Consider the following 12,910-nt stretch of genomic DNA (forward strand, 5'->3'; position numbering starts at 1 on the left):
AGGTACGCCGTGCCGCCTCCACACTCAATCCATCTACCTGCACCGGAAGGCACGGGCACGACATGAGAAGAGCACTCCCGGCAACCATTCTCGGCACCCTCCTCAGCGGATTGGCTCTCGCCGGATGCGCCGCGCCCGAGGACACGACCGCGGCGGCACCCAGGACCGAGATCGCGGCGGGCGCGAAGGACGAGGCGATCGCCAAGCTGCTCCCGGCGGACATCCGGCAGGCCGGCAAGGTACGGGTGGCCTCCGGCGTGTCCTTCCCGCCCATGGAGTTCTTCGACACCGACAACAAGACCGTGCTCGGGTTCGACGCCGACCTGGGCAGGGCGCTCGGCGAGGTGCTGGGTGTGGAGTTCGCCTTCGAGAACGTCAACTTCGACGGCATCATCGGCGGGCTCAACGCCGGCCGCTATGACCTGGGCCTGACCAGCATGCTCGACAAGAAGGAACGCCAGGAGCAGGTGGACTTCGTCGACTACCTCAAGTCCGGGTCGGCGCTCATGGTGGCCAAGGGCAACCCGCAGGGCGTCAAGGAGGTGCTCGACATGTGCGGCAGAAAGGTCGCCGTCGAGAAGGCCGCGACCGGCGACCTGCTCGTGGACGACGTCACGAAGAAATGCGCCGAGGCGGGCAAACCGGCCGTGGAGAAGGTGCCCTTCCCCGACCAGGCGAGCACCGTGCAGGCCCTGCAGTCCAAGCGGGCCGACATGGTCGCGGCGCTGGACCTGACCCTGGCCTACAGCGTGAAGCAGGCGCCGCAGCAGTTCGAGGTCGCGGTGAGCGCGATCGACCCGCTGCCCGTCGGCATCCCCGTGCCGAAGAGCAAGCCGCAGTTGCGGGACGCCGTGCAGGCCGCGTTGAAGAAGCTCATCGCGAACGGCACCTACGACCAGCTGCTGGCCAAATGGAACCTGCAGGCGCAGGCGTTCAAGGACGCCGCGATCAACGCGGGCACATGAGCGCCGTCGAGGAGCACGCGAACGAGCCCATCGTGCCGCTGCGGCGGCCCGGCCGGTGGGCGGCCGCGGCGGTGCTCGCGGTGCTGGCCGCGATGGCGGTCAGCTTCGTGGTGACCACTCCGGCGCTCCGGCTCGACCTGGTGGCGGGCTACCTCCTCGAGCGGTCGATCATGCGCGGGCTGCTGCTCACGATCGAGCTGACGGTGCTCGCCATGCTTGTCGGCGTCGTGCTCGGCACCGCGCTGGCGATCATGCGGCTCTCGGACAACCCGCTGCTCCGGTGGGTCGCCGCCGCGTACGTGTGGCTCTTCCGCGGCACGCCCATCCTGGTGCAGCTGCTGTTCTGGTTCTTCCTCGGCGCGGTGATGCCGCGGATCAGCCTGGGCGTCCCGTTCGGTCCCGAGTTCTTCTCCGTGCCGGTCAACGTGCTGATCACGCCGTTCACCGCGGCCATCCTCGGTCTCGGGCTGAACGAGGCCGCGTACATGGCCGAGATCGTCCGGGCGGGCATCGGCTCGGTGGATCGCGGGCAGCGGGAGGCCGCGGAGGCGCTCGGCATGCGGCCCGCGCTGGTCTACCGGCGGGTCGTCCTGCCGCAGGCGGCGCGGATGATCGTGCCGCCGACCGCCAACGAGACGATCTCGATGCTCAAGCTCACCTCGCTGGTGCTGGTCATCGGCCTGCCCGACCTGCTGACCAGCGCTCAGCTCATCTACGGCCGCAACTTCCAGCAGATCCCGCTGCTGATCGTGGCGAGCATCTGGTACCTCGTGCTGACCACGCTGCTCACCTTCGCCCAGTCCAAGCTGGAACGGCGGCTCGGCCGCTCGGACGTCCACGTCGGAGGCCACGCATGACCGAACTGCTCCTCGCGAGAGGTGTGCGCAAGAGCTTCGGGAAGGTCGAGGTGCTGAAGGGCATCGACCTGACCGTCCATCCGGGTCAGGTGGTGTGCCTGCTCGGCCCGTCGGGCTCGGGCAAGTCGACGTTCCTGCGTTGCGTCAACCACCTCGAACGCCTGGACGCCGGTGAGATCTGGGTCGACGGCCACCTGGTCGGCTACCGCCGCGCGGGCGGCAAGAAGTACGAGATGCGCCCCCGCGAGGTCGCCGACCAGCGGCGCGACATCGGCATGGTGTTCCAGCGCTTCAACCTCTTCCCGCACCTCACGGCGCTGGAGAACGTCATGGAGGCGCCCCGGCACGTGCTCGGCCGCCCCCGCGAGGCCGTCCGGCAGGAGGCGCTCGACCTGCTGCGGCGGGTCGGCCTGGAGGAGCGGGCCGGCCACTACCCCGCCCAGTTGTCCGGGGGCCAGCAGCAGCGGGTGGCGATCGCCAGGGCGCTGGCCATGAAGCCCAAGCTCATGTTGTTCGACGAGCCGACCAGCGCGCTCGACCCCGAGCTCGTCGGCGAGGTCCTCGATGTGATGAAGGACCTGGCTGGGGCGGGGATGACGATGATCGTGGTGACGCACGAGATCGGGTTCGCCCGGGAGGTCGCCGACCACGTCGTGTTCATGGACGACGGGCTGGTCGTCGAGGCGGGGCCGGCCGCGGAGCTGATCGCCAGTCCCCGGCACCGGCGGACGCAGGCGTTCCTGGCCAAGGTCCTGTAGGAGGAGCGATGAGGAGAACAGGTGGTGATCTGGTCGTCGAGTCGCTGGCCGCGCTCGGCGCCACCATGGTGTTCGGCGAGCCGGGGCAGCACGCGCTCGGCCTGTTCGACGCGCTTCGCCGGTCCCCATTGCGTTACGTGGGATGTCGTACCGAGCTGAGCGTCGCGTACGCCGCCGACGGGCACGCCCGCGCGACCGGCTCGGTCACGCCTTTCCTGGTCTCCACCGGCCCCGGCGCGCTGGGCACTCTGCCGGCGCTCATGGAGTCCCGTACGGCGAGCGTCCCCGTCCTGGGCGTCAGCAGCCAGATCCCGGCGGACGGGCTGGGCGGCGGGCGCAAGGGCTACCTGCACGAACTGCCGGACCAGGCAGCCTCCTTCAGAGACGTCGTGAAGTCGGTCCACGTGGTGCGCACGGCCGGCCAGATCCCGTCGGCGCTGGCCGAGGCGTGGGAGATCGCGCTGACCGTGCCCGCGGGGCCGGTCTGGGTGGAGATCCCGCAGGACGTGCTGTTGGGTGAGACCGGGATCCCCGCGGTGACCGAGCTCCGGATCGCGCCGAAGCCGCTCTTCCCGCGTCCCGAGCTCGTCGCCGCGGCGGCGGACCTGCTGGCCGGGGCGGCGACGCCGGTGATCCTGGCCGGAGGCGGGGTGGTCCGGGCGGGTGCGCAGGCGGCCCTGCTGGAGCTGTCCGAAGCGCTGGACGCGCCGGTCGCCACGACCTTCGGCGGGAAGGGCGCGTTCCCTTGGGAGCACCCGCTGTCGCTCCAGTCGTGGCTGGAGGACCGGCATCTGACCGCGTTCCTGGAGGACGCGGACGTGCTGCTGGTGGTCGGGTCGGGGCTGGGGGAGCTGTCCAGCAACTACCACACGATGCGGCCCCGTGGCCGGCTCATCCAGGTGGAGGCCGACCTGGGCAAACTGGAGTCCAACCACCCGGCCCTGGCCCTGCACGCCGACGCCCGCCTCGCCCTCGAAGCCCTGACCACGGCCGTGAAAGAAGCGACCCGCACCCCGGCCCACCTGCCCGGACTCCCCTCGAAGTCCCACACCCGGACAACGCCCGCCCCGGCAACCCCCACCCCATGGCCGCCCGGCCCACCGCCCCACGGCACGGGCACCCACGACGGAGCGGCCCACGGCGGAGCGGCCCACGGCGGAGCGGCCCACGGCGGAGCGGCGTCCTGCCTCGCGCCCCACGGCGCGGCACCGCCCGACTCTCCGCCCCAGGGCGCGGCGGCGCACAGCGGAGCGGCGCACGACCGGGCGGCGTCCGGCCCCCCAACCCCTGCCCCGGAGACACACAGGCGAGTGGCCCACGCCCCAGAGGCCGCCGGCCCGACGACACCCCACTCGACGCCTCCCGCCCCAGAAGCCCGCGCCTTGGGAACTCCCAAGCCCGCGACCCCCACCCCGGAGGCGTCCAACCCAGCGACCCGCACCCCGGAGGCGCCCGACCCAGGGACCCGCACCCCGGAGACGCCCGACCCAGGGACCCGCACCCCCGAAACGCCCAACCCAACGACCCGCACCCCGGGGATGCGCGGTAGGGCGGCGGAGACCAGCCGGTCCGTGGCAGCGGACACCGGCCCCGGCACAGTAGCGGGTACCTCAGACGGCGCCCCCGGCACCGCGGACACCGACCGTCGCACAGTGGAGGCCTTTGCTGACGTCGGCCGCGGCGCGTTGGCCCGGGCCGCGGTGCGCGAGGTGCTCGCCAGGGTCGGTGAGCGGCTTGACGCGCAGGGGCTCGGGGCCGAGCGGGCGGTGCTGGCGGCCGTGGAGCGTGCGTTGCCGCGGGAGGCACTGAGCTTCTGGGACATGACGATCCTGGCGTACTGGGCATGGTCGGCCTGGCCGCGGGCGATGGAGTCGGCGCAGGGCGCGGGCGGGCTCGGCTACGGGCTGCCCGCCGCCCTCGGCGCAGCCGCCGCGACCGGCGGCCCGGTGCTCGCCGTCTCGGGCGACGGCGGCGCCATGTACGGCCTGGCCGAGCTGGCCACACTCCGCCAGCACGACCTCGACGTGACCTGGCTGATCGTGGACGACGGCGGCTACGGCATCCTCCGCGAGTACATGACCGACGCGTTCGGCACGGCCACGGCAACCGAGCTGGCCAGGCCGGACTTCGTGGCCCTCGCGGCGGCCTTCGGCGTGCCCGCCTGCCGGACCACTCCGGAGAACCTGGAGCACGACCTCGCGCGGGCCCTGCGGACACCGGGTCCGCACGTCGTCGTTCTCCCGGCGACCCTTCACATGTTCGCCCCCTCCTAGCGCTTGTTCGTACGGCCCCGACGCGAACCTGGTCAGCAAGCCGTTCGGTGAGTGAGCACGAGGAGGGCGGATCCTCGCCGACATCGGCCTGTCCTTCATCGACCTGGCCAAGAACGCCGCCGACCCGGCCGGCGAGTACGTCAACCGCTCTCCCCAGACCTCCGCACCACGACCTTGATCTCTTCACGCCGGTCCATGGCCCGGTAGGCGCCGGCGATGTCGTCCAGCGGCACCTCGGCGGTGAAGACGGGCGAAGGATCGAGCGTTCCGCCGAGGACGTCGGCGACGAGCGCGTCGAGATAGACGCGGACCGGCGCGACCCCCGCCCGCAGGCCGACATTGGCCCGGAAGAACCGATAAAGGTCCACCTGAGTGACGCCGTTGGGCACCCCGACCGACCCGATGGTCCCGCCGGGACGGGTCACGGCCAGCGCGAGATCGAGTGCGGACTGTGTGCCGACGCACTCGGCCACCGACCCGGCTCCACCACCCGTACGCTCGACGACCAGCTCGGCGGTCCCCGGACCGTCGGCGTGGAGGACATCGGTGGCGCCGAACCGCCGCGCCAGGTCCGCCCGGTCCGGGTGACGGACGACGGAAATGATCTGCTCGGCCCCGGTCCGCCGGGCGGCCAGCACCGCGCACAAACCCACGGCGCCGTCGCCGATCACCACGACGGTCCCGCCGCGGACGACTCCGGCCAGGACGGTGGCGTGGTGCCCGGTGGCCATGACGTCGGTCAGCGGCAGCAGCCGCCGGGCGAGGTCGTCGTCGACGTCGGAGCGGATGGGGACCAGCGTGGCGTCCGCGAACGGCACGCGCAGCCCCTCGGCCTGGCCCCCGTCGTCGGCCCCGCCCCAGAACCCGCCCCTCCCGCAGGACGTCGGGACCCCGTCGCGACACGCCGGGCACCCGCCGTCCGCGAACGCGAACGGCGCCACCACGAGATCCCCTTTCCGCACCCGCGCGACCTCCGGGCCCGTCTCCTCCACGATCCCGATCCACTCGTGCCCCATCCGATCCCCCGGGCGGAACGCCTCTAGCCCTCGATAAGGCCACAGATCGGACCCGCAGACCGCCGCCAACGACACCCGGACCACCGCGTCTGTCGGCTCGCAGATCACCGGATCCGGCACGTCCACCAGCCTGACGTCCCCCACCCCATGCAGAACAGTCCCCTTCATGACCAGGAACGCTATGCTGTCACCCCCTGGCCGGAACATGCCGAAGCGAAGGCATCCAGCCGCCTCGACCATCGATCCGGAGGCCTTCAGCCGTGTCAGCCGTCGAAACGCCGCCCCTCGACTCCATCGACCTGACGATCATCCGCGAGCTGGCCCGCGACGCCCGGATCAGCCTCGCGGAGCTGGGCCGCCGGGTCTCCCTGAGCCGGCCCGCGGTGGCAGAGCGGCTCCGCCGGCTGGAGGACTGCGGCGTGATCCAGGGTTACGGCGCGCAGATCGATCTCGCCCGCCTCGGGCTGGGCCTGCAGGCCAGGGTCGCCCTGCGCCCTCACCACCGCTCCAGGAAAGATGCGAACCGCCTGCGCGAACGCCTGCTGTCGACCGCCCACGTGTTGTCCTGCGTCCACGTGACCGGCCACAACTGCTATGAGCTCGCGATCGCCGTACGGGACGCCCGCCACCTGGAAGAGGTGCTGGAGGAGCTCGGCACGCTCGGCGAGACGACGTCCTCGGTCGTGCTCTCCGAGCTGGTGAACCCGCGCGACGTGGACGTCGCCACCTGGGTCGCCCCACGCTGAGCCAGCCCCCCTCATCGAGAGCGTCATCGCGCCGTCGCTCCGGCCCGCGACCGGCCGGACGCCGGAGTGAGCGACCAGAGGGACGCCGCCATGAGCAGCGCCGTCAGCCCGCCGCAGATCATCACGGCGGACACCGAGAAGGCGTCGACGACGGCGCCGCCGGCGAGCGCCCCAAGGGCGAAGGTCGCCTGGAACGAGGAGGTGAAGACCACCGTGGCCGCTTCCGGCGCACGGGGTGCGGCATCGAGGAACAACGCCTGGGAGCAGACCGGCACCCCGCCATAGGCCAGTCCCCAGAGCACGAGCAACCCGACGGCCCCGGCGACCGTGGTGCCGGCCACGGGCAACAGCAACGTGGTGACCGCGATCAAGCAACCGCAGACCACGAAGGCCTGCCGCGGCCGGGCGCCGACGGCCTTGCCCGCCAGGAAGTTGCCCGCGATCCCGGCGATCCCGTACGCCAGCAGGACGGCGCCGACGGCCGCCGGCGGCAGGCCGGTGACGTGCTCGAGGAACGGTGTGACGTAGGTGTAGGTGCCGAAGTGCGCCAGCACGACGAGGAAGGTGGCCAGCAGCGCGATGCGGGTTCCCCGGTCACGCAGGAGGCCGAGCAGCACGTGGGGGCTGGTGACCTGGCGGGCCGGCAGCGGCGGCAGCACGATCAGCAGCGCGACCAGGACCAGCATCGCCAGCGCGGCCAGGCCGAGGAACGCGGTGCGCCAGCCGGCGAGGTGCCCGACGAAGGTTCCGACCGGTACGCCGAGCACGGACCCCAGCGGCACGGCCGAGAAGATCACGGCGGTGGCGGCCCCGACGGACGACGGCGGCACCAGGCGTCCGGCCAGTCCCGCCCCGATCGACCAGAAACCCCCGATGGTGAGCCCGACGAGAACCCGGGAGACCAGCACGACCCAGTAGGAGCCGGCGACGGCCGCCAGCACGTCGGCGGCGGCGAGCACCCCCATGAGCACGCACAGCATCACCCGGCGATCCAGCCGGGCGGTGGCCAGCGTCACGGCGGGCGCGGCGATGGCTGCGACGACGCCGGGCAGGGTCATGGTCAGCCCGGCCGTGCCGTCGGAGATCGCGAACTCGGCGCCGATGGTGGTCAGCAGGCCGATGGGCAGGATCTCGCTGGTGACGATGGCGAAGATGCCCAGCGTGATCGAGATGACGGCGAGCCAGTTGAGGAGCGGCGGGCGCGGCTGAGTCAGCGTTGTCGTCGACATGGTCCCCTTCGAGAAGAAGCGAGCGAACTATGGACGACCAGCCAAGCAGCGACGAAACAGCAAACACCGGCAGATTTCAGACCACACCGTCACTGCCTCGCACCCTCGAACAATATGTAGGCTGCCTATATGTAGACAGTCTTCACCAGGAGGGCCGATGGCACCGTCCTCGCGCAACCTGCTCGTCTGGCTGCACACCGTGACGTCGGTCGGCTGGATGAGCCAGGCGCTCGCCCTGCTGGCCCTCACCGCCCACAGCATGCTGACCGGCGACCGCACCGGCTACGAGATGGCACACCTGCTCGACACCCACGTGCTGCTCCACCTCGCCAACGCCGCCATCCTCACCGGAATCATGCTGGCGGCGATGACCAGATGGGGCTTCTTCCGCTACTGGTGGGTGCTGACGAAGTTCGCCATCACGATGACCCAGCTCTACGCGGCCATCTTCCTGCTCAGCCCGAGCCTGACCGCACTGGCCGAGGGGCGGCGCGCCACCGACCCCGCCCTCCTGGCCGCCACGGCGCTCATGGCCTCGGCCATCGCCTTCCAGGCGTGGCTGTCGGTGGCGAAGCCGTGGAAACGCACTCCTTGGGCGGAAGCGCGGTTCGACGTCCCGCCACCGCCCGGGTGGGCGACCGCCGTCACGGTGCTGGCGCTCGTGCTGGACTACCTCCTCGCCGAAGTGGTCTTCGGGCACGCGGCGCCCCTGTTCACCGCGCTCACCGCTGTCGGCTACCCCATCTGGCGCGGGTTCAGGCTGGCCGGGCGCACCTCGGGACGTACGGCCGGCAGGTAGGCCGCCCGGAGCCGCTATTCCGGAGTGCCTGCGTACGTACCCGGACCCCGCTCACGACGAGCCCGGATGCCCACGACCAACAGCACGACAGCACTCCCGTAGCCGAACACCTGCAGCAGACGCCACAGCATCCACGGGACCCTCCCCTCCCACCCCGCACAGCCGAGCAGCAGGAAGTACGAGAACGCGTAGAACACCCAGTCCAGCGCCACCACGCCGACGACCAGGACGGCCACCACCCCGACCACCGTCCCGGCCCGCCGCCCCGCCCAGGCGGACACCAGGCCCGAGAGGAGGACGCTCAGCGACGGCAGGCCGTTCAGGACCAGACCGCTCATATACGTATCCGCCCAGGTCTGCCGCAGACGAAGCCACGTCTCATGCAGGTCGGACCACAGGTCAGCCAGGCGTGACGGAAGAGGGCCGTAACCGGCGCAGCCGACCGCGCCATCGCCCTCGAAGAGCTCCGGCAGCCACAGGGACAGGAAGCTCAGGACGCACACCAGCAGCGCGCCCAGCCACCACCGAAGGTAACGCCATCGGGACATGGGCCGCCTTCCCCTAGGTCAAGATCGACGCGGACCATTGTCCTGTCTTGGGCCGGCCGCCGATGCAGCGGTACAAAAGCATCGCCGTCGATCAGGCGCTGCCGGGTCTCATCGGGCACACAAGTACGGGCGTGAGAGCGTCAAGGCGATCGCCGTGAGCGCCATCCCGAGGAAGACCGGCGCGAGGTGCCCGAGGTCGACGTACCCGATGGCCAGGTGCGCGACGACCGCGGGCGCGAACCCGGCGACGGCGGCCACCGCCAGCGCCCACCACACCCACGACTCGCCACGCCGCCACCCCCATGCGCTCAGCAGCGTGATCGCCGCAGCGGCCGCCATCAGCGCCCCGCCGAACCCGGCCCTGTCGTGAGCGATGAACGGCAGCAACCGCGCGTTGGCCGCCCGCAACGCCTCCGGCCCGGTCCCCAGAAACGCCAGGTCGCTCGCGACGAAAACGCCGGTGAGGCCGACGACCGACACCGCCACGCCGCCCGCGAACAGCCCGATCCCGGTGATCACCATGAGGAGCTGGCCGGTGAGCGCCCGGCGGCGTTCACGTTCGGGCCCTTCCGGACGATACGTCCACCGCGGGCTCTCCGCCGGCCGCCGCGCCGCGGCCACGAACACGGGGAAGAGCCCGACGGCCAGCGCCGTGTGCAGCGGCTCCACGTACCCGTGCGCGAAGAGGTAGAGCACGGCGGCGAACCCGAGGCACCCCGAGACCAGGTACGCCTCGCGCGCCCACGGCCATCCGCGCCGCATGCCGCCGGCGGACAGACCCACGTAGAGGACGCCGGTGGCCACCATCGTGCCCGCCAGCGTGATCCGGTCGTGCCGCAGGAAGTGCACCAGGTGGTGGTTGACGGCGTGCAGCGCCTCCCGGTCCATGTCGAGGAAGGCGCGGTCGTACCAGAGCAGCACCGGCCCGAGCGCGACCGCGGCGGCCACCAGTCCGGCGACCGCGATGACGGCCCCGACGACCATTCCCCACCACCAGGCGGGCCACCGGCGGGGATCGAGGCCGACGTCCCGCAGGGAGGACGGGGGCCCGGTGGGGGTCGCCGCCTCCACCACGCGCCCGAACCACCCCGGCCCCGCCTCGATCAGCAGTGCCGGCGTGGCGAGCACGGATTTGCCGGGGTTCGCGAGGATGCGGGCCGCTGTCTGCACGGATGTGGAGGCGGGATGGACGAGGTCCGGCTCGTGCGCCCGCCCGTCCCCGTCCCCGCCGTCCGCCGGCAGGACGGCGTCCACGTACGGTGCCAGGGCGGCGGCGACGGCCGGATCGGCGGCGCGGGCCAGCACCGGCACCCGCCTGTCCGCCGCCGCCTCCCGTACCAGCGGCACCTCCGCGAGCCCGGCGACCGGCTCCACCAGGATGAACCCCGCCCCCAGCGGCGGCAGCGCCCGCACGGCGTCCCGCGCCACCCCCGGCGGCACCGCCGCACCCAACCGGCTGCGTACCGCGACACCGCCCGCCGTCCCCGCCAGGTGCGGCGGCGGATGCCGGTGCCCGAGCAGCCGTGCGACCGCCCACCCGCCGCCGGGCAACGACCCCGTCCAGGCCAGCACCCGCAGCGCGGCCCGCTGCGACCGCCGCACGCCCAGCAGCGCCCCCGCGATCCCCCGCAGCGGCTGGTACGTCCAGTCAGGCACCGGCCCTCCTCCCGCGCCCCCGACTGCCCCCCGCGCCTCCACCCGACCCGGCCCTGTCGCGCCCACCCGAATCGGTCCGCGCCCCTCCACCGGATCCGGTCCCGCCTCCCTCCCCCGAATCGGTCCGCGCCTGCCCGCCCGGCCTGGGAGCCGATCTGCCCCGCTGCTCGCGCAGCTCCGGCGGCGTCCACCCGAGAACGGGATCCATCGACCGCAACAGCACCCCGGGCGGCACCAGCCGGGCGGCCAGGTTCCGTAACCACGCCCCCGGCGCCCACGCCACCAGGCCGGCCGCACCCAGCCGGGCCGACCGGCGCGCGATCGCCTGCGTGCGTGGCCTCCGCACCCGGTCGTATCGCGCGAGCGCCGCGTCCACGTCCGGCTCCGCCCGCAGGCAGGCGGCGAGCGTGACCGCGTCCTCCAGCGCCGTGCCCGCCCCCTGCCCCAGCGTCGGTTCCATCGCGTGCGCCGCGTCCCCCACCAGCGCGACCCTTCCGCGGACGTACGAGGCCAGCGGCGGCGTCTCGTACACGTCGTGTCGCATCACGGCGTCCGGCGGCACGGCCGCCAGCATCTCGGGGACGGGATCGGGCCACCCACCGAACCTGCGCACGACCTCGGCATACGGGTCCTCCGCTCCCCCTTCGGGCACTCGGGCGGCCGCGAAGCAGTAGAACCGCCCACCGGGCAAGGCCGCGAACCCGATCCGCTCACCCCTCCCCCAGAACAGCGCCCCCTCAGCTCCACGCCCGCCCAGCGGCTCGGTCACCATCCGCCACGCCGTGCACCCCGCATACCGGGGCGCCTCCGCCTCCGGCCAGCCCTGCCGCCGCATCCGGCTGCGTACCCCGTCGGCCCCCACCACGAGGTCGGCCCGCACCCGCCCGCCCCGGTGCTCGACCACCACCCCGTCACCGTCCGGCCGCACGTCCAGCACCTCGCTGTCCGCGCGCAGAAGCTCCCCTGGCAACGCCGCCATCAGCTCCCGCAGCAACTCGGCCCGGTGCACCATGAGCAACGGCCACCCGTGCCGCCGCGCGACCTCGGCATTGTCCGTCCTCGACAGCCACCGCCCGGACTGGTCCCGCACCCCGCCCACGCTCTCCACCCCGGCGATCTCCCGTACCCGCTCGGCCAGGCCGAGCGCGGCCAGCGCACGCATGGCGTTCGGCCAGAGCGCCAGCCCCGCCCCGATCTCGCTGAACGCCCCGCCGCGCTCCAGCACGGTCACCTGCCACCCGATCCGGCGCAGCCCGATCGCCGCCGCCAGCCCTCCGATCCCCCCACCGACCACGACCGCAGCAGGCATGACCCGACCCCCGACATCCGTCTTGAGCAACTGCTCAAACAACCATAAGCCGATTCAAGCGATCGCTCAACTCCAGGGCCCGGCCGATCCCCGTCCCCGCTCGGTCATGAAAGTTTCATAGGCAGTTGACGCGAGGAAAGCGCTTTCCTACTGTGGCGTCGGTTTCATCGATGTTTCCATGCTTCGCCCGGGCAACGACACACAAGGCGACCTCGTACGCGGCGTCCCGGCGCCTCAACATGCGCCCGCGCCGCCGTACCCACACCACAGGAGAACGATGATGCGCCTGAAAGCCGCCCTCGCGTGCGCCGGCCTGTTAGCCGGCACATTCGTCGCCCTGTCACAACCCGCCGCGCATGCCGCGCCGACGCGCTACGAGGCGGAGACCTCGCCCGCGGTCTGCACCGGCACCATCGACAGCAACCACTCCGGGTACTCCGGCAGCGGGTTCTGCAACGGCAACAACGCCACCGGGGCCCACGCCCAGTTCACCGTCAACGCCGGCGCAGCCGGCACGGCCACGCTCGGCGTGCGCTTCGCCAACGGGACCACGAGCGCCCGGCCCGCCGCCCTGATCGTCAACGGCTCCACCGTCCAAAGCGTCTCCTACGAGGGCACCGGCGCGTGGAACACCTGGGTCACCAAGACCCTGACCGTGTCGGTGAACGCGGGCAGCAACACCATCCGGCTCAACCCGACCACCTCGGGCGGCCTGCCCAACATCGACTACCTCGACTTCGAGGCAGGCGGCACA

Annotated in this window: 12 protein-coding genes; 7 read left to right on the forward strand and 5 right to left on the reverse strand. The window is 72.4% G+C overall.

Annotation, left to right across the window (positions count from 1 at the left end):
• Window positions 1-62: 62 nt before the first annotated feature.
• The 4 genes from ID574_RS32120 to ID574_RS60320 are packed head-to-tail and all read left to right on the forward strand — an operon-like array spanning window position 63 to window position 4,853.
• Window positions 63-965, forward strand: coding sequence for an ABC transporter substrate-binding protein (locus tag ID574_RS32120; RefSeq protein WP_188192713.1), 903 nt, complete (start codon window positions 63-65; stop codon window positions 963-965).
• Entirely contained in the window at window positions 962-1,822 is an 861-nt protein-coding gene (locus ID574_RS32125; protein WP_188192714.1) for an amino acid ABC transporter permease, read from the forward strand. Before ID574_RS32120 ends, ID574_RS32125 begins: the two co-directional genes overlap by 4 nt.
• A complete protein-coding gene (locus ID574_RS32130) occupies window positions 1,819-2,580 on the forward strand; it encodes an amino acid ABC transporter ATP-binding protein (RefSeq protein ID WP_188192715.1) in 762 nt (253 codons plus the stop codon). Before ID574_RS32125 ends, ID574_RS32130 begins: the two co-directional genes overlap by 4 nt.
• Window positions 2,581-2,588: 8 nt before the next feature.
• A complete protein-coding gene (locus ID574_RS60320) occupies window positions 2,589-4,853 on the forward strand; it encodes a thiamine pyrophosphate-dependent enzyme (protein ID WP_223167276.1) in 2,265 nt (754 codons plus the stop codon).
• Between the two features lie 140 nt (window positions 4,854-4,993).
• Here ID574_RS60320 and ID574_RS32145 read toward each other — a convergent pair whose 3' ends face one another.
• Window positions 4,994-6,037, reverse strand: a complete 1,044-nt coding sequence (locus tag ID574_RS32145; RefSeq protein ID WP_188192716.1) for a zinc-binding dehydrogenase — start codon at window positions 6,035-6,037, stop codon at window positions 4,994-4,996.
• A gap of 92 nt (window positions 6,038-6,129) precedes the next feature.
• Between ID574_RS32145 and ID574_RS32150 the strand changes: the two genes are divergently transcribed.
• On the forward strand, window positions 6,130-6,615 hold the full coding sequence (locus ID574_RS32150; RefSeq protein ID WP_188192717.1) for an Lrp/AsnC family transcriptional regulator: 486 nt from the start codon (window positions 6,130-6,132) through the stop codon (window positions 6,613-6,615).
• 23 nt (window positions 6,616-6,638) lie between these two features.
• Here ID574_RS32150 and ID574_RS32155 read toward each other — a convergent pair whose 3' ends face one another.
• Window positions 6,639-7,844 carry an MFS transporter gene (locus ID574_RS32155; RefSeq protein ID WP_188192718.1) on the reverse strand — a complete coding sequence of 402 codons (1,206 nt, stop codon included), beginning with the start codon at window positions 7,842-7,844 and terminating at the stop codon, window positions 6,639-6,641.
• A gap of 157 nt (window positions 7,845-8,001) precedes the next feature.
• On the opposite strand from ID574_RS32155, the gene ID574_RS32160 reads away from it, so the two are divergent.
• Window positions 8,002-8,643, forward strand: coding sequence for a hypothetical protein (locus ID574_RS32160; RefSeq protein WP_188192719.1), 642 nt, complete (start codon window positions 8,002-8,004; stop codon window positions 8,641-8,643).
• 14 nt (window positions 8,644-8,657) lie between these two features.
• Here ID574_RS32160 and ID574_RS32165 read toward each other — a convergent pair whose 3' ends face one another.
• From ID574_RS32165 to ID574_RS32175, 3 genes are all read right to left on the reverse strand, one after another.
• Window positions 8,658-9,191: a hypothetical protein gene (locus ID574_RS32165; protein WP_188192720.1), complete on the reverse strand. Its 534-nt coding sequence runs from the start codon at window positions 9,189-9,191 to the stop codon at window positions 8,658-8,660.
• Between the two features lie 108 nt (window positions 9,192-9,299).
• Window positions 9,300-10,847 carry a hypothetical protein gene (locus ID574_RS32170; protein WP_188192721.1) on the reverse strand — a complete coding sequence of 516 codons (1,548 nt, stop codon included), beginning with the start codon at window positions 10,845-10,847 and terminating at the stop codon, window positions 9,300-9,302.
• Window positions 10,840-12,156, reverse strand: a complete 1,317-nt coding sequence (locus tag ID574_RS32175; RefSeq protein ID WP_188192722.1) for an FAD-dependent monooxygenase — start codon at window positions 12,154-12,156, stop codon at window positions 10,840-10,842. Before ID574_RS32175 ends, ID574_RS32170 begins: the two co-directional genes overlap by 8 nt.
• A 277-nt stretch (window positions 12,157-12,433) precedes the next feature.
• Between ID574_RS32175 and ID574_RS32180 the strand changes: the two genes are divergently transcribed.
• Window positions 12,434-12,910 (forward strand): carbohydrate-binding protein (locus ID574_RS32180; protein WP_223167277.1); only part of this gene is annotated, 477 nt, incomplete at its 3' end.

This window comes from Nonomuraea sp. SYSU D8015, assembly GCF_008065375.1.
GTDB lineage: Bacteria > Actinomycetota > Actinomycetes > Streptosporangiales > Streptosporangiaceae > Nonomuraea.